This window comes from Enterobacter cloacae (genome assembly GCF_011078175.1).
Taxonomy (GTDB): Bacteria; Pseudomonadota; Gammaproteobacteria; order Enterobacterales; family Enterobacteriaceae; genus Enterobacter; species Enterobacter cloacae_Q.
On sequence record NZ_JAALCJ010000003.1, the window covers coordinates 266,028 to 291,841 of the forward strand.

The 25,814-nt window shown below is 57.6% G+C and carries 26 protein-coding genes; 13 read left to right on the top strand and 13 right to left on the bottom strand.

Going from position 1 to position 25,814, the window contains the following annotated elements; all coding sequences use genetic code 11:
* Nucleotides 1-205: 205 nt before the first annotated feature.
* From hpaB to yjiA, 6 genes are all read left to right on the top strand, one after another.
* Nucleotides 206-1,768 (top strand): 4-hydroxyphenylacetate 3-monooxygenase, oxygenase component, encoded by a 1,563-nt coding sequence (hpaB, locus tag G6Q29_RS08450; RefSeq protein ID WP_010427196.1) that lies wholly within the window; start codon nt 206-208, stop codon nt 1,766-1,768.
* A 17-nt stretch (nt 1,769-1,785) separates the two neighbouring features.
* On the top strand, nt 1,786-2,295 hold the full coding sequence (locus G6Q29_RS08455) for a 4-hydroxyphenylacetate 3-monooxygenase reductase subunit (protein WP_165465246.1): 510 nt from the start codon (nt 1,786-1,788) through the stop codon (nt 2,293-2,295).
* A gap of 120 nt (nt 2,296-2,415) precedes the next feature.
* Nucleotides 2,416-2,673 (top strand): HTH domain-containing protein, encoded by a 258-nt coding sequence (locus tag G6Q29_RS08460; RefSeq protein WP_165465247.1) that lies wholly within the window; start codon nt 2,416-2,418, stop codon nt 2,671-2,673.
* Between the two features lie 219 nt (nt 2,674-2,892).
* Nucleotides 2,893-5,046: a carbon starvation CstA family protein gene (locus G6Q29_RS08465; RefSeq protein ID WP_165465248.1), complete on the top strand. Its 2,154-nt coding sequence runs from the start codon at nt 2,893-2,895 to the stop codon at nt 5,044-5,046.
* 115 nt (nt 5,047-5,161) lie between these two features.
* On the top strand, nt 5,162-5,365 hold the full coding sequence (locus tag G6Q29_RS08470; RefSeq protein ID WP_059312667.1) for a YbdD/YjiX family protein: 204 nt from the start codon (nt 5,162-5,164) through the stop codon (nt 5,363-5,365).
* A 10-nt stretch (nt 5,366-5,375) separates the two neighbouring features.
* Nucleotides 5,376-6,329, top strand: a complete 954-nt coding sequence (gene yjiA / locus G6Q29_RS08475) for a GTPase (protein WP_165465415.1) — start codon at nt 5,376-5,378, stop codon at nt 6,327-6,329.
* 58 nt (nt 6,330-6,387) lie between these two features.
* On the opposite strand, the gene G6Q29_RS08480 is transcribed toward yjiA, so the two are convergent.
* The gene (locus tag G6Q29_RS08480; RefSeq protein ID WP_165465249.1) at nt 6,388-7,746 is read right to left on the bottom strand and encodes an esterase-like activity of phytase family protein; all 1,359 of its coding nucleotides are present in this window, start codon (nt 7,744-7,746) and stop codon (nt 6,388-6,390) included.
* Between the two features lie 410 nt (nt 7,747-8,156).
* On the opposite strand from G6Q29_RS08480, the gene G6Q29_RS08485 reads away from it, so the two are divergent.
* Entirely contained in the window at nt 8,157-8,702 is a 546-nt protein-coding gene (locus G6Q29_RS08485; RefSeq protein WP_165465250.1) for a YfaZ family outer membrane protein, read from the top strand.
* A 178-nt stretch (nt 8,703-8,880) separates the two neighbouring features.
* Here G6Q29_RS08485 and G6Q29_RS08490 read toward each other — a convergent pair whose 3' ends face one another.
* The gene (locus tag G6Q29_RS08490; RefSeq protein ID WP_165465251.1) at nt 8,881-10,251 is read right to left on the bottom strand and encodes an NAD-dependent succinate-semialdehyde dehydrogenase; all 1,371 of its coding nucleotides are present in this window, start codon (nt 10,249-10,251) and stop codon (nt 8,881-8,883) included.
* 153 nt (nt 10,252-10,404) lie between these two features.
* Between G6Q29_RS08490 and G6Q29_RS08495 the strand changes: the two genes are divergently transcribed.
* From G6Q29_RS08495 to G6Q29_RS08505, 3 genes are read left to right on the top strand one after another with little or no spacing between them, the layout of a single operon-like run.
* Nucleotides 10,405-11,148: an AraC family transcriptional regulator gene (locus tag G6Q29_RS08495; protein ID WP_165465252.1), complete on the top strand. Its 744-nt coding sequence runs from the start codon at nt 10,405-10,407 to the stop codon at nt 11,146-11,148.
* 48 nt (nt 11,149-11,196) lie between these two features.
* Entirely contained in the window at nt 11,197-11,850 is a 654-nt protein-coding gene (locus tag G6Q29_RS08500) for a LysE family translocator (RefSeq protein WP_165465253.1), read from the top strand.
* A 3-nt stretch (nt 11,851-11,853) separates the two neighbouring features.
* Nucleotides 11,854-13,125, top strand: coding sequence for a DUF445 domain-containing protein (locus G6Q29_RS08505; RefSeq protein ID WP_165465254.1), 1,272 nt, complete (start codon nt 11,854-11,856; stop codon nt 13,123-13,125).
* Here G6Q29_RS08505 and G6Q29_RS08510 read toward each other — a convergent pair.
* The 7 genes from G6Q29_RS08510 to G6Q29_RS08540 all read right to left on the bottom strand — a co-directional run bounded on the left by G6Q29_RS08510 (nt 13,122) and on the right by G6Q29_RS08540 (nt 18,828).
* On the bottom strand, nt 13,122-14,198 hold the full coding sequence (locus tag G6Q29_RS08510) for a DUF2955 domain-containing protein (RefSeq protein WP_165465255.1): 1,077 nt from the start codon (nt 14,196-14,198) through the stop codon (nt 13,122-13,124). The genes G6Q29_RS08505 and G6Q29_RS08510 overlap by 4 nt on opposite strands.
* Nucleotides 14,188-15,255 carry an HlyD family secretion protein gene (locus tag G6Q29_RS08515; protein WP_165465416.1) on the bottom strand — a complete coding sequence of 356 codons (1,068 nt, stop codon included), beginning with the start codon at nt 15,253-15,255 and terminating at the stop codon, nt 14,188-14,190. The genes G6Q29_RS08510 and G6Q29_RS08515 overlap by 11 nt, the downstream gene beginning before the upstream one ends.
* The gene (locus G6Q29_RS08520; RefSeq protein WP_165465256.1) at nt 15,252-15,722 is read right to left on the bottom strand and encodes a MarR family winged helix-turn-helix transcriptional regulator; all 471 of its coding nucleotides are present in this window, start codon (nt 15,720-15,722) and stop codon (nt 15,252-15,254) included. Before G6Q29_RS08520 ends, G6Q29_RS08515 begins: the two co-directional genes overlap by 4 nt.
* A gap of 150 nt (nt 15,723-15,872) precedes the next feature.
* A complete protein-coding gene (locus G6Q29_RS08525; RefSeq protein ID WP_165465257.1) occupies nt 15,873-16,574 on the bottom strand; it encodes an ArsR/SmtB family transcription factor in 702 nt (233 codons plus the stop codon).
* Nucleotides 16,549-16,944, bottom strand: a complete 396-nt coding sequence (locus G6Q29_RS08530; RefSeq protein ID WP_165465417.1) for an amino acid-binding protein — start codon at nt 16,942-16,944, stop codon at nt 16,549-16,551. The genes G6Q29_RS08525 and G6Q29_RS08530 overlap by 26 nt, the downstream gene beginning before the upstream one ends.
* Nucleotides 16,937-17,260 (bottom strand): antibiotic biosynthesis monooxygenase family protein, encoded by a 324-nt coding sequence (locus G6Q29_RS08535; protein ID WP_165465258.1) that lies wholly within the window; start codon nt 17,258-17,260, stop codon nt 16,937-16,939. Before G6Q29_RS08535 ends, G6Q29_RS08530 begins: the two co-directional genes overlap by 8 nt.
* A gap of 152 nt (nt 17,261-17,412) precedes the next feature.
* On the bottom strand, nt 17,413-18,828 hold the full coding sequence (locus G6Q29_RS08540; protein WP_165465259.1) for an aldehyde dehydrogenase family protein: 1,416 nt from the start codon (nt 18,826-18,828) through the stop codon (nt 17,413-17,415).
* Nucleotides 18,829-18,928: 100 nt separating this feature from the next.
* On the opposite strand from G6Q29_RS08540, the gene G6Q29_RS08545 reads away from it, so the two are divergent.
* Nucleotides 18,929-19,831: a LysR family transcriptional regulator gene (locus tag G6Q29_RS08545; protein ID WP_165465260.1), complete on the top strand. Its 903-nt coding sequence runs from the start codon at nt 18,929-18,931 to the stop codon at nt 19,829-19,831.
* On the opposite strand, the gene G6Q29_RS08550 is transcribed toward G6Q29_RS08545, so the two are convergent.
* Nucleotides 19,818-20,297 (bottom strand): carboxymuconolactone decarboxylase family protein, encoded by a 480-nt coding sequence (locus tag G6Q29_RS08550; RefSeq protein ID WP_014882392.1) that lies wholly within the window; start codon nt 20,295-20,297, stop codon nt 19,818-19,820. The two genes, G6Q29_RS08545 and G6Q29_RS08550, sit on opposite strands and share 14 nt — an antisense overlap.
* A gap of 102 nt (nt 20,298-20,399) precedes the next feature.
* On the opposite strand from G6Q29_RS08550, the gene G6Q29_RS08555 reads away from it, so the two are divergent.
* Nucleotides 20,400-21,788, top strand: a complete 1,389-nt coding sequence (locus G6Q29_RS08555) for a PLP-dependent aminotransferase family protein (RefSeq protein ID WP_165465261.1) — start codon at nt 20,400-20,402, stop codon at nt 21,786-21,788.
* 65 nt (nt 21,789-21,853) lie between these two features.
* Here the strand turns inward: G6Q29_RS08555 and foxA are convergent, their stop codons facing one another.
* From foxA to G6Q29_RS08570, 3 genes are all read right to left on the bottom strand, one after another.
* Entirely contained in the window at nt 21,854-23,944 is a 2,091-nt protein-coding gene (gene foxA / locus G6Q29_RS08560) for a ferrioxamine B receptor FoxA (RefSeq protein WP_165465262.1), read from the bottom strand.
* Between the two features lie 139 nt (nt 23,945-24,083).
* On the bottom strand, nt 24,084-25,037 hold the full coding sequence (locus G6Q29_RS08565) for a helix-turn-helix transcriptional regulator (protein ID WP_165465263.1): 954 nt from the start codon (nt 25,035-25,037) through the stop codon (nt 24,084-24,086).
* Nucleotides 25,038-25,175: 138 nt separating this feature from the next.
* Entirely contained in the window at nt 25,176-25,409 is a 234-nt protein-coding gene (locus tag G6Q29_RS08570; RefSeq protein ID WP_003863067.1) for a DUF2171 domain-containing protein, read from the bottom strand.
* 219 nt (nt 25,410-25,628) lie between these two features.
* On the opposite strand from G6Q29_RS08570, the gene G6Q29_RS08575 reads away from it, so the two are divergent.
* Entirely contained in the window at nt 25,629-25,814 is a 186-nt protein-coding gene (locus tag G6Q29_RS08575) for a hypothetical protein (RefSeq protein WP_048957611.1), read from the top strand.

Sequence of the window (25,814 nt, forward strand, 5' to 3'; positions counted from 1 at the left end):
CCCAAAGGGGAGAGGGAACGATGACACCCTCGCCCCTTTGGGGAGAGGACCGGGGTGAGGGGACAACGATCACAAAACCAAATCTCTCACGAAAAGTACCTGCCGTTGTCCCAATCGTCCCTTCACGTTCCCCTCCGCGCACGCTTCAATTAAACAACAAAAACAAAACATAAATTTAACAACCATCTTCCGATACGAGGTCCCTATGAAGCCTGAAGATTTCCGCGCTGATGCCAAACGTCCGCTAACCGGTGAAGAGTATTTAAAAAGCCTGCAAGATGGCCGTGAGATTTATATCTACGGCGAGCGCGTCAAGGACGTCACGACCCACCCGGCATTTCGCAATGCGGCCGCGTCCATCGCCCAGATGTACGATGCCCTGCACAAGCCGGACATGCAGGATACCCTCTGCTGGGGCACCGACACCGGCAGCGGCGGCTACACGCATAAATTCTTCCGCGTGGCGAAAAGCGCCGACGATCTGCGCCAGCAGCGCGACGCCATCGCCGAGTGGTCGCGCCTGAGCTACGGCTGGATGGGGCGTACGCCGGACTATAAAGCCGCGTTCGGGTGCGCGCTGGGGGCGAACCCTGCCTTCTACGGTCAGTTCGAGCAGAACGCCCGCAACTGGTACACCCGCATTCAGGAAACCGGCCTGTACTTTAACCACGCCATCGTCAACCCGCCGATCGACCGCCATAAACCGGCGGACGAGGTGAAAGACGTTTACATCAAGCTGGAGAAAGAGACCGACGCCGGGATCATTGTCAGCGGCGCAAAAGTGGTGGCCACCAACTCCGCCCTGACCCATTACAACATGATCGGCTTCGGCTCTGCGCAGGTGATGGGGGAAAACCCGGACTTCGCGCTGATGTTCGTCGCGCCGATGGATGCCGAAGGGGTGAAGCTGATCTCCCGCGCCTCTTACGAGATGGTAGCGGGGGCGACCGGCTCCCCGTACGATTACCCACTCTCCAGCCGCTTTGACGAGAACGATGCCATTCTGGTGATGGATCATGTGCTGATCCCGTGGGAAAACGTGCTGATCTACCGCGATTTCGACCGCTGTCGTCGCTGGACGATGGAAGGGGGCTTCGCACGCATGTACCCGCTTCAGGCCTGCGTGCGGCTGGCGGTGAAGCTCGACTTCATCACCGCTCTGCTGAAGAAGTCGCTGGAGTGCACCGGCACCCTCGAGTTTCGCGGCGTACAGGCGGATCTCGGCGAAGTGGTGGCGTGGCGCAACATGTTCTGGGCGCTGAGCGACTCCATGTGCTCTGAAGCCACCCCGTGGGTAAACGGCGCGTACCTGCCTGACCACGCGGCGTTACAGACCTACCGCGTGATGGCACCCATGGCCTACGCGAAAATCAAGAACATCATCGAACGTAACGTGACCTCCGGGCTGATCTACCTGCCGTCCAGCGCCCGTGACCTGAATAACCCGCAGATCGACCAGTATCTGGCGAAGTACGTGCGCGGCTCCAACGGGATGGATCATGTCGAACGCATCAAAATATTGAAACTGATGTGGGATGCCATCGGCAGCGAGTTTGGCGGACGTCACGAGCTGTACGAAATCAACTACTCCGGTAGCCAGGATGAGATCCGCCTGCAATGCCTGCGACAGGCGCAAAGTTCCGGCAACATGGACAAGATGATGGCGATGGTCGACCGCTGCATGTCCGAGTACGACCAGCACGGCTGGACCGTACCGCACCTGCACAACAACACTGATATCAACATGCTGGATAAGCTGCTGAAATAACGCAGCGGGAGGTTTCAATGCAATCAGAAGAACGCCTGCGTTTTCGCGACGCGATGGCCAGCCTGTCGGCGGCGGTGAATGTGGTCACCACCGAGGGCGATGCGGGTCGCTGCGGCATTACCGCCACCGCCGTCTGTTCGGTGACGGACACCCCGCCCTCGGTCATGGTCTGCATCAACGCTACCAGCGCCATGAACCCGGTATTCCAGGGCAACGGCAGACTGTGCATAAACGTGCTGAACCACGAGCAGGAGATCATGGCCCGCCACTTTGCCGGGATGACCGGTATGACAATGGAGGAGCGGTTTGCTCTCTCCTGCTGGCAGAAAGGACCGCTGGCGCAGCCGGTGCTGAAGGGCGCTCTGGCCAGTCTGGAAGGTGAGATAACCCAGGTGCAAACCATCGGCACCCATCTGGTCTATCTTGTGGAAATTAAGAACATCATCCTCAGCAGCGAGGGGCACGGCCTGATCTACTTCAAGCGCCGTTTCCACCCGGTGATGATGGAGATGGAAGCCGCGGTGTGATCCCGTTGCACAAAAAAACGCTAAGGTTTCCGCAAAGGTGCGCCGTTAACTATCCATAAGATAAATTTTCCGGGGCGGCTGGCGACGTCGTCAGCCGCCCCCTTAACGCTGGAAAGTCTTATGGTCCCTTCTCCCCGAAGCCGCTCGGCTGAACGTCTGGTTGACATCATTATTGCCCTGCACCGCAACGGAAGCGTGAATCGCCGCGATCTGATGCAAAAATTTGGCATTACCGAACGCACGGTGTACCGCGATTTACAGGCGCTTTCGCCGATTATCGAACACGACGGCAAAGGGCGCTATCAGCTGTTGCCCGCGTATCAGCCCTGCCGCTGTATGTATTGCCCTGAAGCGAATGACAAAACCCCGCAGGGTTAGATTATTCTCAGTGATCTCAATCACATATTTTCTCCCCCCGGGGGTGAGCCTTAACCACTTACCCTCGCTTTTGACCGCTCACGCATCGCTTTCAACCACTCACCCATTTAGCGCGCTTTACACGCGCGAGGATCTGGCACGATCGCTCCAGCATTAATCAATACCTCCTCACAACGAACCCTGACCCTTTTTTCTTTACATAAAAAACCAGGTCTTATTATGGATACTAAAAAACTACTTAAGCACGTGCCCTGGGCCATACTCGGGATCATCGGTGCTTTCTGTCTGGCGGTTGTCGCATTACGCCGGGGCGAACACGTAAGCGCCCTGTGGATCGTGGTCGCGTCGGTTTCCGTCTACCTTGTGGCTTATCGCTACTACAGCTTGTACATCGCGCAGAAGGTCATGAAGCTCGACCCGACGCGCGCCACCCCGGCGGTCATTAACAATGACGGCCTGAACTACGTGCCAACCAACCGCTACGTGCTGTTTGGTCACCACTTCGCCGCCATTGCAGGCGCGGGTCCGCTGGTCGGTCCGGTGCTGGCCGCGCAGATGGGCTACCTGCCGGGTACGCTCTGGCTGCTGGCGGGCGTGGTGCTCGCGGGTGCGGTGCAGGACTTTATGGTGCTGTTTATCTCCTCGCGCCGTAACGGTTCGTCGCTGGGCGAGATGATCAAAGAAGAGATGGGCCGCGTGCCGGGCACCATCGCCCTCTTTGGCTGCTTCCTGATCATGATCATCATCCTGGCTGTGCTGGCCCTGATCGTGGTGAAAGCGCTGGCCGAAAGTCCGTGGGGCGTCTTCACCGTCTGCTCTACCGTACCGATTGCGCTGTTCATGGGCATATACATGCGCTTCCTGCGCCCTGGCCGCGTCGGCGAGGTGTCGGTCATCGGTATCGTCCTGCTGGTTGCCTCCATTTACTTCGGCGGCGTAATTGCGCACGACCCGTACTGGGGCCCGGCGCTGACCTTTAAAGACACCACCATCACCTTCGCGCTGATCGGCTACGCGTTCATCTCTGCACTGCTGCCGGTGTGGCTGATCCTGGCCCCGCGTGACTACCTGGCGACCTTCCTGAAAATCGGCGTGATCGTCGGGCTGGCAATCGGGATTGTGATCATCAACCCTGAGCTGAAAATGCCGGCGGTGACGCAGTACATTGACGGTACCGGTCCGCTGTGGAAAGGCGCCCTGTTCCCGTTCCTGTTTATCACCATCGCCTGCGGCGCCGTGTCTGGCTTCCACGCGCTGATCTCCTCGGGCACCACGCCGAAGCTGATGGCCAACGAAACCGACGCGCGCTTCATTGGTTACGGCGCGATGCTGATGGAGTCCTTCGTGGCGATCATGGCGCTGGTTGCAGCGTCTATCATCGAGCCAGGCCTGTACTTCGCGATGAACACCCCGCCGGCGGGTCTCGGCATCACCATGCCAAACCTGCATGAGATGGGCGGCGAAAATACCGCGCTGATCATGGCGCAGCTGAAAGATGCCAGCGCACACGCGGCGGCGACCGTCAGCTCCTGGGGCTTCGTGATCTCCCCTGAGCAGATCATGCAGACCGCGAAAGACATCGGCGAACCGTCCGTGTTGAACCGCGCAGGTGGCGCACCGACGCTGGCGGTGGGTATCGCACACGTGTTCCACAAAGTGCTGCCGTGGGCCGACATGGGCTTCTGGTACCACTTCGGTATTCTGTTTGAAGCGCTGTTCATCCTCACCGCGCTGGATGCCGGTACGCGTGCAGGCCGCTTCATGTTGCAGGATCTGCTGGGTAACTTCGTGCCATTCCTGAAGAAAACCGACTCTCTGGTGGCGGGCGTGTTGGGTACTGCGGGTTGTGTAGGCCTGTGGGGTTATCTGCTGTATCAGGGCGTTGTTGACCCGCTGGGCGGCGTGAAGAGCCTGTGGCCGCTGTTCGGCATCTCTAACCAGATGCTGGCGGCTGTGGCCCTGGTACTGGGTACCGTTGTCCTCGTGAAGATGAAACGCACCAAATACATCTGGGTAACCGTCATTCCTGCGCTATGGCTGCTGCTCTGCACCACCTGGGCGCTGGGTCTGAAGCTGTTCAGCACCAATCCGCAACTGGAAGGCTTCTTCTTTATGGCTAACCAGTACAAAGAGAAGATTGCAGCAGGCGGCGCAGATCTGACCGCGCAGCAGATTGCCAACATGAACCATATCGTGGTGAACAACTACACCAACGCGGGTCTGAGCATTCTGTTCCTGGTGGTGGTGTACAGCATCATCTTCTACGGTATCAAAACCTGGATGAAAGTGCGCAACGCCGAAGGTCGTACGGATAAAGAAACGCCGTATGTACCGGTGCCGGAAGGCGGCGTGAAGACCTCTTCACACCATTAATCCACAAACACCCCTTCACCCCAGCCCTCTCCCCATAGGGGAGAGGGTGTAAACGTTCCCTCTCCTCTATGGGGAGAGGGTTAGGGTGAGGGGCTTTTCCTGTCTGGAACCCTCAATGTTTGGTAACTTAGGCGAAGCAAAAAAATACCTCGGTCAGGCGGCGAAAATGCTGATTGGCATTCCGGACTATGACAATTACGTTGAGCATATGAAGATCAACCATCCGGATAAGCCGTACATGACCTACACTGAATTCTTCCGCGAGCGTCAGGAAGCACGCTATGGCGGAAGTGGAGAAGGCGGCGTACGTTGCTGCTAAAGGAGAAACCATGACCCCGATTGCCGTTACCCTGCTGACCGGTTTTCTCGGCGCCGGTAAAACCACCCTGCTGCGCCACATCCTGAACGAGCAACACGGCTTCAAAATCGCCGTCATCGAAAACGAATTCGGCGAGGTCTCCGTTGACGATCAATTGATTGGCGATCGCGCCACGCAGATCAAAACCCTGACCAACGGCTGCATTTGCTGCACCCGATCAAACGAGCTGGAAGACGCCCTGCTGGACCTTCTCGACAGCCGCGATCGCGGTGAAATTGACTTCGACCGTCTGGTCATTGAATGCACCGGCATGGCCGACCCCGGCCCGATTATTCAGACCTTTTTCTCCCATGATATTCTTTGCCAGCGCTACCTGTTGGACGGCGTCATCGCCCTCGTCGATGCGGTTCACGCCAACGATCAGATGAACCAGTTCACCATCGCCCAGTCCCAGGTTGGCTACGCCGACCGCATCCTGCTGACCAAAACCGACGTGGCGGGTGAAAGTGAAAAACTGCGCGAGCGCCTGACGCGCATCAACTCGCGTGCGCCAATTTACACGGTGACGCACGGCGATATCGACCTCTCACAGCTGTTCAACACCAACGGCTTTATGCTGGAAGAAAACGTCACCGCGAAGCCGCGTTTCCACTTTATGGGAGACAAGCAAAACGACGTGGCGTCGATTGTAGTGGAACTGGACTACCCGGTAGACATCAGCGAAGTCTCCCGCGTAATGGAGAACCTGCTGCTGTCATTTGCCGACAAGCTGCTGCGCTACAAAGGGATGCTGTGGATCGACGGCGAGCCGAACCGCCTGCTGTTCCAGGGCGTGCAGCGCTTATACAGCGCCGACTGGGATCGCCCGTGGGGCGAAGAAGCGCCGCACAGCGTGATGGTATTTATTGGCATACAGCTGCCGGAAGAGGAAATTCGGGCAGCGTTTGCAGGTCTTAAGAAATAACCGCACCGATCATCCCCTCTCCCCTGCGGGGAGAGGGTTAGGGTGAAGGAGGAGGAGATTATTTCAACGCCTGCGGCAGCGTCACAATCCACAGCTCGCTGTCGGACTCCGGCTTTTTCAACGGCTTCACGCTAAGCGTGGTTTCAACCGGTTTATCATCCAGCGTCAGCGTACCTTGCGCGTTCACCCGATAATCCTTGAGCTTCTTGCCTTCGACTGGCTTCTGCATCGCCACCTTCACGCCAAAGTCGTTATCGTTCGCCACCGCAAGCCGTTTGCTGTCGATCAGCGCCAGCCCTTCGGCCTTTTCCTGCTGCCAGCCCAGCGCACGCAGATCGACCACCTGCGTTTTTTCCGCAAGGGTGATGCCGCGCTGCGCCAGCGTTTTCTCATCATCAAACTCCGGGTATTCGCCCGGCTTGTCGAAGGCGGCCAGATCGCTCGCCTTGCTCAGATCCACCCTGTAGATGAGGTTACGCATTGCGTCGTTTTTATCCTCACCCTGTTCAATCAGCAGGATAGTGTGGTTATCCAGCGCCACTATGTCGCCGATTTTGGCGTCGCTGTTTTTGCTGTAGGCGGCGCTGTCGACAGGGTAGCCATACATCGTAGTTTTGCCGGTCGCCGGGTCGAAGCTCACCAGACGCGTAAACAGCGCCTGTTTTTTGCTCTTCCCGTCGATATCCAGCGTGCTTTGCACGGCGGCGATAATTCGTCCGTCCGGCATGCGGGTCAGCCCTTCAAAGCCCCGGTTTGCCTGACGCCATTTGATGACGTTTGGCAGACCGCCCGCGATGGATTTCTCCCCTTCCGCCGCCTGCGGGCCGTGTATCGCAAGGATTTTCCCTTTACTGTCGATGTTAATCAGGAACGGACCATACTCATCGCACAGCCAGTAACCGCCCTTCCCGTCTGGCGTGATGCCCTCCGTATCCAGCCCGCGGTTGTCACCTTTCAGTACTCTTAACGTGTCGCTTAGCGCGATTTCATTCGTAGAACCAATCACCCCGCTTTGCAGCGGGAGACCGTTGATCTCGCCTTTATCGTCATGCAGAGGACGCCCATCTATGGCCTCTGCTTTACCGTTTTGCACACGGATCGTCATCAGCAGCGGGGCAAAATCCGGGGTAACAAAGATTTTTGCGTCATTTTTCCCCATTTTTGGCGAATCCGCGTTAGGACCGCGGTCAGTCACGGTCGCAAACGTCAGCGCATCGCCCTGCTTGCCCGTAAACAACAAACCCGAACCAATCCCCACCGGGAGCCCGTTCGGAAACGCGCTGGCAAACGCACCGCTGTATTTGACATGCGAGCCTTCGGGGAAGCTGACGACGTAGCGCTCCGCGGTTGGCTGTGCCGCCAGGGCAGAGAAAGAGAGCGCATAACCGATTAGCACAGGAATGATTTTTCTTTTCATATTGTTAGCATCCAGTAAGTGAAGCCAACAACGTAATGACGAAACGTGTCAGAAAAATGACATCGCGGAAAGCGCCTCGGCGTTGCGAGACGTATAACCACCTCCAGAAATGTAAACCTGTGTCTTTATCTGTGACAACTGAAACATTTTTGGAAATTATTAGAAACTCAATTAATTCATCACTAACTAAATTCCCCGGCTCGTTCAGCGTACGTTTAATTAAAACCCTGAACCATTCCTAAACGCGAATGCATAACCTATTGACTCCTTGTTGCACCAACATTCAACCAACCTTTAAATTTCAAAAAACCAACAAAATCAGCATAAAAACGCGACAAGCATCACATTTGCAGAGATAAACAGCTCTTGTTAAGGTGCCCTCAGATTAATTTGATGACGAGGAAATACTCATGAAAAAGCTCAACATTCTCCTTCTTTCCGCTCTGACCGCCGTATCAGGCTCCGCACTGGCCATGGGGGGCAGCATTGAGCAGGGTAAAAACTTTACTAACCTCAATCTGGAAATGGGGAAATCCTCATCAGGCCTGTATGCGGAGAGCAACTGGCTGAAAAACACCGATGACGGCACCCAGACCGGTGGCGTTGGGGCAGGCTACAACCTGGAAGTGGGCCCGGTAATGCTGAACGCTGGCGCGAAAGCCATCTACATCGGCCCGAAAAAAGGCGATAACGGCGTGGCGTTCCCAGTCGGTGGCGGCGTGAATGTTTCCCTGACCGACAGCATCAAGGTTTTCGGTGAAGGTTACGTTGCGCCAGACGGCCTGAACAACAGCGTGAAAAACTACGTTGAAGCGAACGGTGGCGTAAGCTGGACCCCGGTCAAACCGGTTACGCTGAAAGTGGGCTACCGCCACGTGAGCGTTGATGGCAAAGACGGTCGTCCAAACCATACGCTGATTGACGGCGCATATGTTGGCGGTGGCGTGTCCTTCTAAGCCTGCTTGCCCGTTTCGCCCGGAGGCGCTACGCTTGCACGGGCCTACAATGAAGGGTGCAATAGAGTAAAATTATTGCACATTGTAGGCCGGGTAAGCGCAGCGCCACCCGGCAGGAAGGGCGATGAGACTGTTAATAAAAAAACCTGCCATCCGGCAGGTTTTTTTATTTTGGACATTACTTGCGAACAACAACCAGCTTCTGGTTCACAAACTCTTTGATCCCCAGGTCCGACAGCTCGCGTCCGTAACCCGAACGTTTTACGCCGCCGAACGGCAGCTCTGCCGCCGTATCGGTGAGCCAGTTGATGTACACCATCCCGGTCTCAATGCGCGAGGCCATTTTCTTCGCGCGCTCGATATCCTGGCTGAACACCGCTCCGCCCAGACCGTAGTGGGAATCGTTCGCCAGGGCGACGGCCTCGTCGTCGTTTTTCACCACATAGATCTGCGCTACCGGGCCGAAGAACTCTTCGAAGTACGCCGGGTTATCGCGCGAGATATTGGTCAGGATCGTCGGTTCGAAGAAGCTCCCGTCACGCTGCACGGGCTTACCGCCATAGTGCAGCGTGGCACCGTTTTTCACCGCCTCGTCGACCTGTTTGGTCAGCGTTTCAAGCGCATCTTTAGACGAAAGCGGCCCCAGCGTGGTAGTTTCGTCCAGCGGATCGCCAATCTTCACCTGCTTAAACGCCTCGGTGAATTTGCTCAGGAACGCGTCAGCAATGCTTTCGTGCAGGATAAAGCGCTTCGCCGCAGTACAGACCTGCCCGGCGTTGTTAAGTCGGGCATTCACACCTGTCTTGACGGCTTTATCCAGGTCCGCATCATCCAGCACCACGAACACGTCGTTACCGCCCAACTCAAGGGTCGATTTTTTGATGTGCTTGGCAGCCTGTGCCGCAACCACGCTACCCGCTTTTTCTGAACCGGTCAGCGCCGCCCCCTGAACCCGATCGTCGGCGATGATATTCGCCACTTGATCGGAGGAGATAAACAGGTTGGTCCACGCCCCTTCCGGCGCGCCCGCTTCACGTACGAGCTGTGCAAACGTCTCTGCACAGTGCGGTACGATGCTGGCGTGTTTGGCGATGACCGGGTTACCCGCTGCCAGGTTTGGCGCCAGAACGCGCATCAGCTGATAGTACGGGAAGTTCCACGGCTCGACGGCCATCAGCACGCCGACAGGATGATGTTCAACCCATGCTTCCCCGAGTTCAGATTCATACTTCACCGGGGCCAGGAACTGCTTCGCGTTGTCCGCATAGTAGCGGGCGATTTGCGCGCACAGCTTCACCTCACCGCGGCTTTGCTCGATGAGCTTACCCATCTCCTGGCTGGCGATTTTTGCCAGGTCCTCCACGCGTTCGTCGATCAGGTCCGCCAGCTTATGCAGTACCGGCAGGCGCTGGCTAATGTCGCCTTTGGCCCAGTCGGAGTGATAGAGCGCATCGGCTGTCTTCAGCGCCGCTTCAACATCTGCGTCAGTGTGGGAGGGATATTCTTTGATGAGCTGGTTCGTGGCAGGATTTACTGTCTGGTAAGCCATATCGAATCTCCTTGTTTTACCGCTTAGGGTATTAAGGGTAGTCAATCTGACTGGCTATGAAGGTAAAGTTGGGTATATACGGAGTGTTCTTAACCAGACGCTGCCAGGCGTTGCACAGACATGGTATAAAAAACACTCATCACCGGAGTACTTATGAGCGATACCCGCCACATCCGCCAGATCTTTCACCGCGCCTCGGGCCTTGAGCTGCGCAGCACCTGGCAGAGTATTCAGGCCTACAAACGTCATTGTCATCCCCAGCTCTCTATTGGCGCGATTATGGAAGGCCAGACCTGCTGCGTGTGCCATGACAGGGAGTACATCCTTCGTCCCGGGGATCTGATTGTGATCCCCGCTTATGCGCCACACAGCTGCAACCCCGTTGCCGGGAAGCCGCGCAGTTATCATATGCTCTATATCGACACCGATCTTCCGCTGGCGCTACAGGTTATTCGCGAACCAATGCTCTTCACGCACTTTCTCACTGTTATCCGGACGATGTCCTCCGCCTCTGTGGACGCGCTGCTTTCTGTTCTTCCCCATCGGGCGGGTGAGATCAATGCGCCTCGCTCAACCAGCCAGCAGATTCAGCAGGCGTTACTCTCCGACCTTGCCGCACCGCCTTCCCTTGACGAACTCGCCCAACGATTCTCGCTGCGCAAGGAAACGCTGATCCGTACCTTCAGGAAGGATACCGGCCTGACGCCTGGCAGTTTCCTCAACATTTCGCGCGTGGAGTACGCCAAAGGGCGGCTGCGCGCGGGGGATGATATTGCCGATGTGGGCTACCAGAGCGGGTTTGCCGATCAGAGTCATTTTCATAAGACCTTCGTTCGCTATACCGCCGCCACGCCTCGCCAGTACGCCACGGGCCGATCAATATCAGACAATAAATAGATTTTAGATCCTCGTAGTCTGGCCTCAGATGTTTACATTGAGGTCACTATGGAACTGTTATTCCCTTCCGCTTTTCTCGCCCTGGCGCTGGCGCATTTTGTCGCCCTGTTAAGCCCGGGTCCAGACTTCTTCCTGCTGGTGGGCTACGCCGCGCGCTATCGACTGCGCGGCAGCGCCGGGCTGTGCCTCGGCATCGCCGCAGGCAATGCGCTCTATATTCTTCTGGTGATTATCGGCTGGAGTGCGCTACGCCAGTTTACGTGGCTGTTTACGCTTATCGCGCTTTGCGGGGCGCTTTACCTGCTGTGGATCGGCTCGCACCTGGTGCGCAGCCAACCGCAGACGCTGGCGCTTGCAGAAACCCGACAGCGGTGTCCTTCTCTGATGAAGCAGATCCTGCTGGGGCTGGGGTCGGCGCTGTTAAATCCGAAAAATGCGCTGTTCTACCTGGCGCTTATGACGGCGTTACTCGGGCCGGACGTGACGCTGCTCCAGCAGACAACGTGCGGCGTCTGGATGGTGATGGTGGTGCTGGTGTGGGATCTGGCTCTGGTGGCGATGATAGGGCTATCGGCGGTTCAACAGAAGCTTAGCCGTTCGCTATGGTGGATTGAGCGCACGGCGGGCGTGGTGCTGATGGGGTTTGGCGGGTGGGTGCTGTGGCAATTTTTGCACTTCCTTCCCACAAACCTCTATCCTTAACCCATGGAAAAACATACCGAACTCAAACGCGCCAAGCTTCTGGCGCTGTCGCTGCTGCTGGTTGCCGTCGCGGCGTTTATCACTACCCTGTTCCTGCCGCAAACCTTCTGGGTGCGCGGCGTGAAAGCCATTGCCGAGGCGGCGATGGTCGGCGCGCTGGCGGACTGGTTTGCCGTCGTCGCGCTGTTCCGCCGGGTGCCCATTCCCTTTATCTCGCGCCATACGGCGATTATCCCGCGCAATAAAGATCGTATCGGCGACAATCTCGGCCAGTTCGTGCAGGAAAAGTTTCTCGATACGCAATCCCTTGTCGATCTTATCCGTCGCTACGAGCCGGCCCGGATGATTGGTAGCTGGTTCAGCCAGCCCGACAATGCTCAGCGGGTCGGGCAGCATTTGATTCAGGTAATGAGCGGTTTTCTGGAACTCACGGACGACGGGCGCATTCAGCGCCTGCTCAAACGCGCCGTGCATAAGGCTATCGACAAGGTCGATTTAACCGAGACCAGCGCCGCTATGCTGGAAAGCATGACCAAAAATAACCGCCACCAGGTGCTGCTGGACGCGATCATTAACCGCCTGATTACGCTAATTCAGCGGGACAGCACGCGGGAATTTATTTCCGACCAGATCGTCCACTGGCTTAAGACCGAGCATCCGCGCAAGGCAATGGTGCTGCCCACCGAGTGGCTGGGCGATCAAAGCGCGGAGATGGTGTCGAACGCGGTGAACACGCTGCTGGACGATATCAGCCACGACCGTACGCACCAGATCCGTCAGGCGTTCGACCGCGCCACGATCGCGTTCATCGACAATCTGAAAAACGATCCGGAGATGACGGCGAAAGCCGAGAATATCAAACACTACCTGAAGAATGACGAGGCCTTTAACCGCTATCTGGGGGAAATGTGGGCTGACCTGCGCCAGTGGCTGAAAAATGACATGCAGAGCGACGATTCCCGCGTGAAGCAGCGTATCGCCAACGCCGGGCTGTGGTTTGGCGAAACGCTGACCAACGACGCCAGCCTGCGGGCGTCGCTGAATGAGCATCTGGAGCAGGCCGCGCACCGCGTGGCGCCGGATTTCGCCGCGTTCCTGACGCGACATATCAGCGACACGGTGAAAAGCTGGGACGCCAAAGACATGTCGCGCCAGATAGAACTCAATATCGGTAAAGATCTTCAGTTCATTCGCGTCAACGGCACGCTGGTGGGCGGAACGATTGGCCTTATCCTGTTTTTACTTTCTCAGCTCCCCGCCGTGCTGGGGCATTAATCCGCTTTTGGCGGCGCGATAACGTAGCGCGTCGCCTCGAAGCGGTTCAGGATCAGGTGCACCAGAAAGACCATCGTCAGCGTGACCACCAGCGCGAAGGTAACGGAGGTGATGCGGTACAGATCGCTGAACACCAGGTCGCTGTCCGGGTGCATGTTCTGCCCGAACATGATGCCGATGGTGGTAATACTGGCGAAGCCTACCCCGGCGCCGACCTTCTCCATCACGTGCAGACGTGCCCCAAACGCCAGCCCAAGGCCGATAAGCGGCATCATCAGCAGCATGTGGCTGCTGTGGTCGTAGAGAATAAGCTGGACGACAAGAATATAGAGACACCCCAGCACCACACCGACCACGCGCCAGATAGAGCTGATCACCGCGCCGCGATAGTGCATCGGGAACAGGATCAGAATGCCCGCCATCAGAGCCGAAAGCGAATCGCTTAAATCGCTAATCTGGAACACCACGAATATCAGCGTCGCGACGCTGCCGGAGAGCAGCGACTCGTGGCGCACGCGGGCGTCGTCTTTCTCAATCAATGGCGGCGGCTTGCGGGGTTCCACGTCCGGCAGAAGATAGTTCATCAGCGCGCTCAGGCACACCGCCATCACGCTCGCTTCGATGTTGGAAAACAGCAGCGTGTGCCAGTTGGTGGTGGGGTAGCTCATAAAGTTGAGCATCACGCTCTGGCAGACTACGCCCATCGAACCGAACAGGAACAGCGGTCCCTTACTCATAAAGCGAAAGCGCATCACGTACAGGGCAAACACCACCAGCGTCATGACGATCGGCCACTGGGACAGATAGCCGATGATAATCACCATTTCAACGCAGTTAAGCGATGCGCTGAAGATAAACTGCTTCGCCACGTGGCGATTAAACACCGGTACCAGCGACAGCAGCATGATCGGATAGACCACAAAAAACACGCCGTAGCTGGTGTTGTAGAAACTCGAAATACTCAGCGCAATCATCCCGGCAAAGACGATGCGCAGAGTCTGGCGAAAGTCGTTTGCCGTGTAGACGATGTTACCGTGCGGGGTAAACACCCGCGCCAGCGTATTAATAGACATAGTGAAGCAGGCTCACCAGATGGATTTGCATTCCGGAGAAGAAGCGCGCAAACGGCCCTTCGCTATTATAGAGCTGCACGGTGGCGCGCGCGCCGGTCGGCAGCGGCTTCGGTAAGGCTTCATCCAGCGCCACGTGAATGCGCATACGCTGGGCATCACGCACCCAGCGGTTGGAGGTTTCCGGTTCAGAAAGTTGGCCGTTCACCGCCTCCTGACCCGCGAGGATCCCCGCGTCGCTGCTGGTGACATGGGCACGGAAAACCTGCCCCGGGAAGGCGTCAAAAACCACGGCGGCATCGGTGCCCTGGTGGGTATGGCGCAGGCTCTTCTCGCGAAAATCGGCCACGATATCGGTCTGATTGTTCACCAGCGCCAGCGCAGCCGAACCGGACGAGGCATAAAAACCGGGGCTTAATTGCAGGTTACTGACCGTGCCGTCCGCCTCGGCGTAGACTTTCGTCCAGCCAAGATTCAGCTCCGCTTCATCCAGCGCGTTGCGGTATTTTTGCAGCGTCACGTTGCGGTGCTCGTCCCGCTCGCCGCGCTGAATGCGCAGGTTATGAATATTCGCCTGAATCGAACTGACGGACTGCTCGCTGCTCTGCCAGGTGGTGCGGACTTTATCCAGATCCGCCTGCGACACGTTCTGTAATGTGCTCAGCTTCTGGTAGCGTTCGAAGGTTACCTTGTCGTTACGCGCCGTCAGCACGGCGGTTTTCAGGCTGGCCTGCGCCGCGGCTATCTGCGCATCCAGCCGATCGTTTGACAGACGCGCCTGCTCCAGCGCGATTTGCGCCGCTTCGACCTTATTGCGAAACGGCGTTGCGTCGAGTTCAAACAGCAGATCGCCTTTCTTGACCTGACTGTTGTTGTGGACATGTACCGCCGCCACATAGCCGGAGACGCGCGCAGACACCGGGGTCACCACGCGCATCACGGTGGAGTCTGGCGTCAGCGGGATCCAGATATCCGCGACGATAAAGTAGACAAACATCAGCAGGAAAGAGGCAATACTCACCCTTACCCAGCGGGCAAACTTTTGTTCAGGAGTCATTATTTTTCGGTCTTATTATCTTCTTCGCGGATTGTCCGCAAATTGCAGGCGATTTGATTGAGTGTGGCGCTGAAAATGTCGATATGTTCCGGCGGGATGTTTTGCGATACCCGCGCCTGGAACGTCTCGATCACCTGAGTGAGCCTTTCAAGAATGGCCTTGCCCTCAGGCGTCAGCGTCAGCAGCCGGATGCGCTTGTCATATGGCGAGACGGTACGCAGCAGGTAACCCTGTTTTTCCAGCTGTGTGAGCGTGCGCATCAGCGGCGGCAGTTCAATCCCCTGCACTTCCGCCAGCTCGCTGACCGAGACGTTATCCCCGAGTTGATGAAGCTGCATCATCACCGTCCAGCTCGACTGGGTTAACCCGGTATCGAGGATGGCATCGTCGATCACCGCACGCCACTGACGCACGACCATCGCCATCCGCATGCCCATCGGCCTGCGGCTAAACAGATCTTCTTCACTCATGGGGAGTCCTCTCGTAGTACGCCATTACGATAATAGTTATCAGGGTAAGTATCAAGAAACGAGAAGTTAAAGCGCAGGAATTGCGAAAACGAGGTTCTCCCTCTCCCCGTGGGAGAGGGCCGGGGTGAGGGCATCAGCCCGCAGCGGAATTTAACGGCTAAAGCTAAAATATCGGGTAATGGCACTTTTCCCCGACGCCGTCACCACCACCTCCCTGTACCCCATCACCCGCTGGATCCAGCCTTTACTCTCCAGATAAGTGAGCAGCGCCGTGCCAGCGTCTCCCCCAAGATGAAACCGTCGCTCGCTCCAGTCGAGGCAGGCGCAGCAGGCCTTGCGACGGGGATGAGCACGTAATGGAATACCGAGTTTCAGGAACTGCTCACGGCCATACAGGGTGAGCGCGGAACCGTCAGCCTCCAGCCAGCCTTCCGCCTGCATAAAATCATAGATCTGAACCGCCACCGTTCCGGCAAGATGGTTATAGCAGGTGCGGGCTTCACGCAGGGCTTTTGGCGCAGACGTTTCCGGCGGCGTAATGCGGTGCCAGGAGAGCCCCATCATCTGCTCGACCAGCGCCGCGACGTCATGCCCGGCAAGGTGATAATAGCGGTGCCGCCCTTGCGATAAACACGTAATCAACTTTCCCTCCACCAGCCGGGCGAGATGCCCGCTGGCGGTCGACGGCGCAACATCTGCCGCAGTGCTCAGTTCGGTAGCGGTCCACGCTCGCCCGTCCATCAGCGCGCAGAGCATCTTCACGCGCGAGGGATCGGCCATTGCCGCCGCCACCGCCGCAATGGCCTGTTCCAGTGCCGCGCTGTTCTCAGGAGGCTGGTTCGTTTTTAACATGGGGCGCCCAAGGTTCGGTGATCTCTGCGGCCAGCTTATCATCATCCGTCAGCAGAATAAGGTGATTCGCATGGTCGCTGTACTGGGTAAGAATAGACACACCGCGTGCCGCCAGCACCGCCGCGATGTCACCTAACTCGCCTGGCCGCTCCTGCCTGAGTTTTCTGATAACCGGCTTGCGCGCAGCCTGAACGGTAAATCCGGCCTCCATCAGCACGCGGCAGGCTTTTTCCCCGTCCTCCACCAGGAAATGGGCATCGGTACCAAATACGCCGCCCCCCTCCAGCCCCACGCCGTGACGGCCTAACATTTGCCCAAAGCGCGCCAGCTCGCCGGGCCTGTCGCTGAAAATCACGTGAACGTCATACATTCGCATGCCCTCCGTTTTCGGAACTGTATTCCCGCATGACCTGTGCCACGCGAATGCGATAGTACGCAAAAATGGATCCCCGCCCTTCGGCCTGCGCCGCGCGGTGAAAGACGTTTTGCTTCCAGCTGCGGATGGCCTCTTCATCCCGCCACCAGGAAAGGGAAAGAATTTTGCCGTCGGTGGTCAGACTCTGAAAGCGTTCGATATCAATAAAGCCATCAATGTCGGCCAGCAAAGGTTTGAGTTCGGCTACGAGTTGCAGGTAGCGGGCCTGATGATGAGGCTCCGCTTTGGCTTCGAAAAGGACTGCGATCATAAGTGTCTCTCCGTTGTGATAGTGAGGAGAGAATGCAGGATGGAAAAGCCGAATGCTTCGGTAAGGAGCGAAGTATTGTGCCGTATGGCGCGGCGCTTATCCGGCCTGCGGGCACCAGTAGGCCCGGTAAGCGCCGCGCCACCGGGCAGGTTTTAACCCAGAATCGACCTCGGCTCCATAAACGCCCGAATCCCCCACTCGCCCATCTCGCGCCCCACGCCGGAGTGCTTAAACCCGCCAAACGGCGCTTTCGGTTCATGGGCCAGGGTATTCACCAGCACGCGACCGGAGACAATCTGCTGTGCCACGCGGCGCGCGCGGTCCACATCCCCGCCTAGCACCATCGCGCTCAGCCCGTACTCGGTGTCATTGGCAATGGCGACAGCCTCCGCCTCGTCACGATAGGGGATCACGCACAGCACCGGGCCAAAAATCTCGTCGCGGGCAATCGTCATGTCATTATTTACGTCAGCAAACAGCGTCGGGCGCACAAACCAGCCGTCCTGCGTGCCCGCTGGCCGCCCTTCGCCTCCTGCCAGCAGCCGAGCGCCCGCGTCAAGCCCTTGACGAATATAACCCTGCACCCGTAGCCACTGCTTCTCGCTGACCATCGGGCCGACGTCCGTGGCACTGTCGCGCGGGTCACCGGATTTCACCGCCGCCACGGCCTGCGCCAGCGCGGTTTCGATTTCCGCTTTACGCGACTGCGGCACCAGAATGCGTGTTCCGGCCACGCACGCCTGCCCGCTGTTCATAAACCCGGCCTGAATCACAAGCGGGACCGCCTGCGCTGCATCCACATCATCCAGCAGGATCGTCGGCGATTTACCGCCCAGCTCCAGCGTCACGCGCTTAAAGCTTTCCGCCGCGTTACGCAGAATGGCCTTGCCAGTATTCGTCGAGCCGGTAAACGAGATTTTCGCCACGTCCGGATGGCGGCTGATGGTGTCCCCGACGATGTCACCGCGTCCGGTGACAATGTTAAACACGCCCGGCGGCAGAGCGGCATCGCGCAGCGCTTCGGTGACAATCCGGGTTTGCAGGGCACTCATTTCGCTCGGCTTAATCACTGCCGTACAGCCTGCCGCCAGCGCGACCGCCAGCTTGCCGCAGATAAAACCCGCGTCGCTGTTCCACGGCGTAATGAGCCCGGCCACACCGAGCGGCGTCATCTGTACCGTCGCAGCTCCTGCGGTGGTCTCGAACTCAAACGCCTCCAGCGCCTCTATGGCCTGAGCAATCACCTCTGCCGGATAGCGTGCCATCCACGCCGAACGCGAGGCAGGCGCGCCGTACTCCTCGATGACAGCGTTCAGCAGTGCATCATGGCGAGCCGCCACGGCCGCGTGCATGCGTTTCAGCGCGGCGATGCGCTCTTGTTTCGACGTTTGCGACCACGCCGGAAACGCCGCCTTCGCCGCCGCAATGGCACGCCCGGCGTCAACCTCATCCGCCAGACGAACCTGGCCTATAACCTGCGCCGTCGCCGGGTTATACAAATCAAAACGTTCGGTGCCGTGCGGGGTAACAAACTCGCCGTTAATAAAAATCTGTTCGATCTGGTGCATATAAACCTCCTCAGGCTGTGTGAGCACAGTCTGGCACGGCTTCTCCATTGCGATAATCCACGCTATGCTGCAAGGGTTGTTTCGATTTTCAGGATAATCTATGCATCGTTCAGGTCTGACAGAGCTGGAAGTGGTGATGGCCGTGGTGCGGCGCGGCAGTTTTCGCGGCGCAGCGCAGGAGCTCGGGATGTCCGCGACGGCGGTGAGTAATGCCATCGCCGGGCTGGAGAGCCGCCTTGAGACTCGCCTCTTTAACCGCACCACCCGCAGCGTAGCGCTTACGGACGCCGGGCAGCGCTACGTGGCGCGCGTGGGTCCGGCCTTGCAGGAAATCCGCCTCGCGGGTGAGGAGATCCACAGCGACACCGGGGAACCTGCCGGAACGCTGCGTCTGAACGTGCCGAATCATATCGGCTCGCTTTTTCTCGACCAGCTGCTGATCGACTTTATGATCCGCTACCCGAAAATGCGCGTGGAGATCGTCAGTGAAGCACGCATGATCGACATCGTCGCCGAAGGCTATGACGCGGGGATCCGCCTCGAAGAGTCCGTCCCGCAGGACATGATCGCCGTGCCGCTGACCGGGGAGATCCGCCAGCTCGTCACCGCCACGCCAGTTTACTTTGCACGTCACGGCATCCCGCAAACGCCGGACGATCTGCTGCAACATCAGGGGATCGGCATGCGCATGGCCCACGGCGGGATCTACCGCTGGGAGCTGGCCCGTCGGGGGGAGACGTACGCGCTTGCCGTGCCGCCGCGCTTTGCGACGTCCGATCTTTTCGCCTCGATCCGCGCCGTAAAAGCGGGATTAGGTGTGGGATTTTTGCCGGAACTGTATATACGGGAAGAGCTTGAGAGTGGGGAACTGGTGAGCGTGCTAAACGACTGGACGCAGCCGTTTGCCGGGCTGCGCCTGTATTACCCGGGCCATCGCCACGTCCCGCCTGGATTACGGGCGCTGGTGGCGATGATCCGCGAGCGCGGCATTATTCCAGGTTAGCTTTATTCAACCCGTAAGCCGCATCCAGCGAGCCCGGCGCCATGCGGGAGGTGATACCCAGACGGTTCCAGGCGTTAATCGCCACGATGGCGAAGTTCAGCTCTGAAATTTCGACGTCCGAGAAGTGCTCCGCCACGCTGCGGTACAGGGCATCGCTCACGCCATGCACGCCAATCTGCGTCAGCGCTTCGGTAAAGGCCAGCGCGGCTTTTTCGCGGGCGCTGAACAGCGGGGATTCACGCCAGGCCGCCAGATGGTACAGGCGCAGCTCGCGTTCGCCGGCAATTTTGGCCTCTTTCGAATGCATATCCAGGCAGAAGGTACAGCCGTTCAGCTGCGACACGCGAATGTCGATCAGGTGCTTCAGCGCCGGGTCGATAGAGGTTTTCGCTACCTCCATGCTCAGGGCAGACAGCGCGTTAGCGAGGGCAGGTGTAACTTTATGATGGTTGACGCGAGTGCTCATTGTCTTTCCTCTTTTTTGTGCGGCATCGGTGATGCGATGAGGCAAATCTACGCCGTTCATGACATAGTAAAAAGACACAAAAATCGTGAAATGAGGTAGGACATGAAGCCGGGCTATCACGAGATCTATTCCCGCTATCGCGACAATATTACGCGCGGCGTGCTGAAGCCGGGCGACAAAGTGCCCGCTATCCGCGTGCTGGCCGAAGAGCTGAAGGTGGCGCGTAAAACGGTCGAAACGGCGTATGCCATTCTGACGGGTGAAGGGTATCTGGTCAGCCAGGGCGCGCGCGGCACGCGGGTCAACCCGGATTTACTGTTGCCGGCCAGTCCTGCCCCGGCGGAACAATCTACCGGTACGCTTCCGGCATCGCTTATCAGCCAGCGCGAGCGGGCGGGGTATCTGCGACCCGGCATCCCTGCCCTCGACAGCTTTCCGTATAAAAAATGGCTGCTGCTGGCGGGCCAGGCGACGCGTGCCATGCGTCAGGAAGAAATGCTTAACCCGCCCGTCCTGGGCTGGTACCCGCTGCGCCAGGCCATCGCCAGCTACCTTAATATCTCGCGCGGCTTGTCCTGCACCGCCGGGCAGGTGCTCATCACCAGCGGCTATAGCGGTAGCCTGCGCCTGATCCTCGACACCCTCGCCAGCCGCAGCGACAAAGTGGTGTTTGAAGATCCGGGCTATTTTATGGGCCAGCAGCTCCTGAAGCGGATCGTGCCGCGCCTGCACACGGTGCCGGTCGATCGTTCTGGTATGGATACGGAATACCTGCTCCGTTACCACCGCGATGCCCGCTTTGCCATCGTCACGCCGTCGCACCAGAGCCCGCTGGCGGTCACGCTCTCCCTGCCGCGTAAACAGCAGCTGCTCGACTGGGCCGCCCAGAACGACGCGTGGATTATTGAAGACGATTACGACGGGGAATTTCACTACACCCGCAAGGTATTGCCGTCGCTGAAAAGCCTCGACCAGCACGAACGGGTGATCTTTATGGGCACCTTCAGCAAAACCATCATGCCGTCGCTGCGCATGGGCTACGTGGTCATGCCCGCCAGCACCGTCGGGGCGTTTACCGACTGCGCAGACATCACCACCAGCGGCCAGCCGGTGCTGACGCAAAAGATCCTCACCGCGTTTCTCAACGAAGGGCATTTTTTTCGCCACCTCAAGAAGATGCGCGCCCTCTATCAGACCCGCCGCGACTGGATGATTGCCGCCCTGCGTGAGGTCTATGGAGACCTGTTCTTCACCGAACAAAACGACGGCGGGATGCATATTGTCGCGTTCCTCACAAAGGGAAGCGCGGACCGGGAGATTGCCCGCTGCTGGCAGGAACACCAGCTCCAGGTAAATGCCCTCTCGGCGTGGTATCACGGCTCGGGCAAACGCTACGGGCTGGTGATGGGCTACAACAACGTGCGGACGTATCAGGAGGCTGTGGATTTACTGGAAAGACCGAAACGGCAGACGTTTGAGCTGTTGAGCTGAACATCGCCGGGTGGCGGCTGCGCCTTACCCGGCTTACGTAGCGCCACCGGGCATGGGCTAATGGCTCAGAACTTCCATGAAACGCTGCCCACAATGCTGCGCTCTGCACCGAAGTAGCAGTAAGAGAGCGAGTTACACGCCGCGACGTAGCTTTTGTCCGTCAGGTTATTGACGTTCAGCTGCGCGCTCACGCCCGTGAGCCCGACTTTCGACAGGTCATACCCCACGGTCATATCCACCAGCGTGTACGACGGAAGCGTATGGGTGTTTTGGCGATCGCTGGCGATCCCGTTGACATAGCGCACGCCGGAGCCGATGGTCAGGCCGTCCAGCGGGCCGGTTTTGACGTCGTAGCTTACCCAGGCGCTGGCCATGTTACGCGGCGCATAAACGGCGCGCTTGCCCTCCTCTTCCGGGCTGCTCTTCTTGTAGCGAATATCCGTGTAGGTGTACGCCGCCTGCATCCGCAGGCTGTCGGTCAGTTGACCAATCGCCTCCAGCTCAACGCCTTCGGATTCGATTTCACCGATGGAACGGTACGGATCGGTCGGCTCCTCCTTGGTGGCAATGTTCTTCTGGTTGATGCGGAACACCGAGGCGCTGAACTGGCTGTTCATCCCCTCCGGCTCATACTTCACGCCCGCTTCCCACTGCTTGCCCTTCATCGGGTCCAAAATGTTGCCCTGCTCGTCGGCAAAGCTGGTCGGCGTAAAGGCGGTGGAGTAGCTGACGTACGGCGCGACGCCATTATCAAACAGATACAGCAACGCCGCGCGGCTGCTGAAGTTGTTTTTATCCAGATCGCTGCGGGTATGGTTGAAGTTGTCGACGTTCGACACGCTCACCTGGTCGTAACGCCCGCCCAGCGTGAGGCGCCAGCGGTCAATGGACATCTGATCCTGTAGGTAGTAGCCGGTCTGGCGAAGCTTATGTTTTTCCCTGCTGTACTGGGTGATGTCGTCCGGCTTTGCGCCGTAAACAGGATGGAAAGCGTCAATCGGCGGGAAGCCGCCGTAGTAGCCGGTAACGTTGTTGGTGCGGTCCTGATAGTCCATGCCAATCAGCACGCGGTGATTCACCGCCCCGGTATCGAAGCTGCCGTCGACCTGGTTATCCAGGGTGATGGCGTTCATCTTCTCGTCGGAGCCGGAATAGCCGCGGTTCAGCTCGGTGTCATTCAGCCACCCTGCGGCATACACCTGGTTCAGCTCGACTTTGGTGTGCAGGTAACGCAGCTTCTGGCGTACGGACCAGCCGCTGTCAAACAGGTGCTCAATGTTATAGCCGACCATATTTTCCCGACGATCGTACTTGTCGTAATCGTCTTCACCTTCAAAAAAGGTATTGGAGATTTTCTTACCGCCGTGCGGTACAACGGTGCCGTCATACGGCAGGCCGGAGTGGCTACCGCCTTCCGGATCGCGGTGCAGGTAGGCCATCAGATCCAGACGGGTATTATCGGTGATACGCCAGGTCAGGCTCGGCATCAGCGCGTAACGCTCTTCCTTCAGCGGATCGAACTGGGAATCGGCATAGCGGGTCATTCCACTAAGACGCACCGCCAGACGGTCGTTATCATCAACCGGGCCGGTGACGTCGAACATCGCTCCACGCTGGCTATTATTCCCGGCGAAGAGCTTGATCTCCCCACCAGGATCGAACGACGGCTTACGGGAGGTGAGCGCCACAATCCCGCCCGGTGATGAACGGCCATAGAGCACGGAGGCCGGTCCGCGCACGACTTCGATACTGTCCAGGAACCACGGATCAACCACCAGCGAGCTGTGGGAGTTGGTGTCGCCCATCATCTTCAGGCCGTCGAGGTAAACGTTGTCCAGGCTGCCGTCCGAGAACCCGCGCAGTACTATGTAGTCAAAGCGATTAGATGCACCAATCTGGTTGCTGTAGACCCCCGGCGTGTAGCTCACGGCCTGACGCACGCTGGTTGCGCCCTGCTCTTCGAACTGCTCGCGGGTGACGATAGAGACCGACTGCGGGGTTTCAATATCCGGCGTTTCAATCTTGGTAGCCGCAGACTGCATCTGCGACGTCACCACCACGGTGTCAATTTTTTGGGCATCCTGCGCCAGTAAAGGAAAAGCGACGCTACCGGTAACCCATCCTACCAGTAATGCCAGACGCGATTTAGCAAACATAACCCTCTCCAGAGATACTTCTTATTGTTAATAAGAATTATTACCTTTTTGAGAGTGCAAACAGCTATGCGCGCCGCCAGGTTATGTATGCGCGATGCTAAACCGCACGGGATACGTTCGCGCAATGGACGAAATTACGTTAGCGGAGTTTTCGCACGTCACCCGGCGAAACGCCGTAATGACGACGAAACGCGGTGGCGAAGTTGGTGGCATGCTGATACCCGCACATCCAGGCCGCCTGCTGTACGCTGTGGCCTTCCAGCAGATAGCGACGCGCCAGCGCAAGTCGACAGTCGCGGAGATAATCGAAGAGCGTGCAGCCGTAGCGCTGGCGAAACTTGCTGCGCAGGCTGCTGGGGCTCATTGCAGCAAGGGCTGCCAGCTGCGCGAGAGTATGATCCCGCTCAGGAGACTGTTCCAGCATGCTCCGCACGCGTTCCAGGCGCGCATGATCAGGGCGGCTCGGGCAAGGCTGCTGGCGCTGGTTGAGGCCATGGCCGAGCAGCTGGTACATCAGCCCCTCCAGCAATAGCTTACGCGAGAGCACGCTTACCCCCTGTCGCTGCGCGTGCAGAATACCTGACATAACAAACTCGGGAACGTGCCAGACAAACGCGAGTGTATTCAGGTTTTGCCATTCCAGCAGCAACGACTCAAGCAGGGCTTCCCTTCCGGCAACGTGCGGGTATACGCCAAACGAGAGCGTTTTCAGCGAGCTGTCGGCATCGTGACGCGCGCTCATCACCCGATCTTCACTCAGACGTGAGCTGAACGCCATGCCGGAACGAACGTGATAATCGATGCCATCGAGCACGAGCGTAACGCACCCTTCCAGCACCACCAGCATATAAAGCGGGCTGCTGTGGCGAGAAGTTGTTTCATAGGGCTGTAAAACATGCACGTCGGAATGGGTCAGTGAAATGCCGGACGAGAGCGTCATCTCTTCAACATTCCCCTGCAACACGGGGCTGCCGCTAACCTGCGCATCGTTTAACTGGGGGAAACGGTAGTCGATGCCGTAGCGCTCGCCGAATACCTGAAAATCTTCAACAAAAAATATGCGTTTCGCTGATGTATTTTCATTCTGGAGCATAGGTTGGAGCCTGCATCGTTAAAAGGACAGGCAAAACAGTACCATCCCTTCGCAAGGGCAGCAATCATCGCGCGCACACACTATTACGCTCCGGACAAAGCCGGAGCGAAGGCGTATATTTCCTTGCGGGAAATATATTTATGCTTCCTGCCACTCAGCAAAAACCTCTTTATGGTTTTTGGTCAGGACTACTTTATTATCTTCGACCTTATCGACCCAGCCGAGAGGAATAAAATGGTGTTTCCCGCCCGATTCCGGATCGCTCTTCGCAAGCTTGATACGCTCGCCATCAAGATGGTCAACAACCCCGACGTGCGTTCCGCAGCTGGCGACAACCTGAGTGTGATCCTTAATTGCGCTTTTATCTACCATAATCATTCTCCTGTTTCGGTTATTTGCCTGTTGCACGAAATTAACTGTAGCGCATAAATTCAGGCTTAAAAGGCGTATTAGCATTTTGAAACATCATTGACAGAATCGAATATTATGTCTATTTAGCGCCGAATTAAAAAAATAAGAATGAGATGAATTATTACCGGCTGATTAATTCCCGTTCATAATTAAATTATCGCAACCAACGAGGAGGTATTTATGACGATTCGCAACAATCGGGCAGAAATTTCGCTGGCTCTTGGTGAAGCGGTTTTAGACATCGTGCAAAAAGGCCATGAACTATCGCGAGAAAATCTCGCCCAGGCGATGAAAATCAAAGCGGAGAAAGAGCGCGATGATGAGCGGCTTCTTAACTACTGGAAGGCCTGTAATATGCTGGTTTGA

What these genes read in the sequence shown, in the direction of transcription:
- hpaB (WP_010427196.1), top strand. Translation starts at nt 206, where the DNA reads ATGAAGCCTGAAGATTTCCGCGCTGATGCCAAACGTCCGCTAACCGGT.
- G6Q29_RS08455 (WP_165465246.1), top strand. Translation starts at nt 1,786, where the DNA reads ATGCAATCAGAAGAACGCCTGCGTTTTCGCGACGCGATGGCCAGCCTG.
- G6Q29_RS08460 (WP_165465247.1), top strand. Translation starts at nt 2,416, where the DNA reads ATGGTCCCTTCTCCCCGAAGCCGCTCGGCTGAACGTCTGGTTGACATC.
- G6Q29_RS08465 (WP_165465248.1), top strand. Translation starts at nt 2,893, where the DNA reads ATGGATACTAAAAAACTACTTAAGCACGTGCCCTGGGCCATACTCGGG.
- G6Q29_RS08470 (WP_059312667.1), top strand. Translation starts at nt 5,162, where the DNA reads ATGTTTGGTAACTTAGGCGAAGCAAAAAAATACCTCGGTCAGGCGGCG.
- yjiA (WP_165465415.1), top strand. Translation starts at nt 5,376, where the DNA reads ATGACCCCGATTGCCGTTACCCTGCTGACCGGTTTTCTCGGCGCCGGT.
- G6Q29_RS08480 (WP_165465249.1), bottom strand. Translation starts at nt 7,746, where the DNA reads ATGAAAAGAAAAATCATTCCTGTGCTAATCGGTTATGCGCTCTCTTTC.
- G6Q29_RS08485 (WP_165465250.1), top strand. Translation starts at nt 8,157, where the DNA reads ATGAAAAAGCTCAACATTCTCCTTCTTTCCGCTCTGACCGCCGTATCA.
- G6Q29_RS08490 (WP_165465251.1), bottom strand. Translation starts at nt 10,251, where the DNA reads ATGGCTTACCAGACAGTAAATCCTGCCACGAACCAGCTCATCAAAGAA.
- G6Q29_RS08495 (WP_165465252.1), top strand. Translation starts at nt 10,405, where the DNA reads ATGAGCGATACCCGCCACATCCGCCAGATCTTTCACCGCGCCTCGGGC.
- G6Q29_RS08500 (WP_165465253.1), top strand. Translation starts at nt 11,197, where the DNA reads ATGGAACTGTTATTCCCTTCCGCTTTTCTCGCCCTGGCGCTGGCGCAT.
- G6Q29_RS08505 (WP_165465254.1), top strand. Translation starts at nt 11,854, where the DNA reads ATGGAAAAACATACCGAACTCAAACGCGCCAAGCTTCTGGCGCTGTCG.
- G6Q29_RS08510 (WP_165465255.1), bottom strand. Translation starts at nt 14,198, where the DNA reads ATGTCTATTAATACGCTGGCGCGGGTGTTTACCCCGCACGGTAACATC.
- G6Q29_RS08520 (WP_165465256.1), bottom strand. Translation starts at nt 15,722, where the DNA reads ATGAGTGAAGAAGATCTGTTTAGCCGCAGGCCGATGGGCATGCGGATG.
- G6Q29_RS08525 (WP_165465257.1), bottom strand. Translation starts at nt 16,574, where the DNA reads ATGTTAAAAACGAACCAGCCTCCTGAGAACAGCGCGGCACTGGAACAG.
- G6Q29_RS08530 (WP_165465417.1), bottom strand. Translation starts at nt 16,944, where the DNA reads ATGTATGACGTTCACGTGATTTTCAGCGACAGGCCCGGCGAGCTGGCG.
- G6Q29_RS08535 (WP_165465258.1), bottom strand. Translation starts at nt 17,260, where the DNA reads ATGATCGCAGTCCTTTTCGAAGCCAAAGCGGAGCCTCATCATCAGGCC.
- G6Q29_RS08540 (WP_165465259.1), bottom strand. Translation starts at nt 18,828, where the DNA reads ATGCACCAGATCGAACAGATTTTTATTAACGGCGAGTTTGTTACCCCG.
- G6Q29_RS08545 (WP_165465260.1), top strand. Translation starts at nt 18,929, where the DNA reads ATGCATCGTTCAGGTCTGACAGAGCTGGAAGTGGTGATGGCCGTGGTG.
- G6Q29_RS08550 (WP_014882392.1), bottom strand. Translation starts at nt 20,297, where the DNA reads ATGAGCACTCGCGTCAACCATCATAAAGTTACACCTGCCCTCGCTAAC.
- G6Q29_RS08555 (WP_165465261.1), top strand. Translation starts at nt 20,400, where the DNA reads ATGAAGCCGGGCTATCACGAGATCTATTCCCGCTATCGCGACAATATT.
- foxA (WP_165465262.1), bottom strand. Translation starts at nt 23,944, where the DNA reads ATGTTTGCTAAATCGCGTCTGGCATTACTGGTAGGATGGGTTACCGGT.
- G6Q29_RS08565 (WP_165465263.1), bottom strand. Translation starts at nt 25,037, where the DNA reads ATGCTCCAGAATGAAAATACATCAGCGAAACGCATATTTTTTGTTGAA.
- G6Q29_RS08570 (WP_003863067.1), bottom strand. Translation starts at nt 25,409, where the DNA reads ATGGTAGATAAAAGCGCAATTAAGGATCACACTCAGGTTGTCGCCAGC.
- G6Q29_RS08575 (WP_048957611.1), top strand. Translation starts at nt 25,629, where the DNA reads ATGACGATTCGCAACAATCGGGCAGAAATTTCGCTGGCTCTTGGTGAA.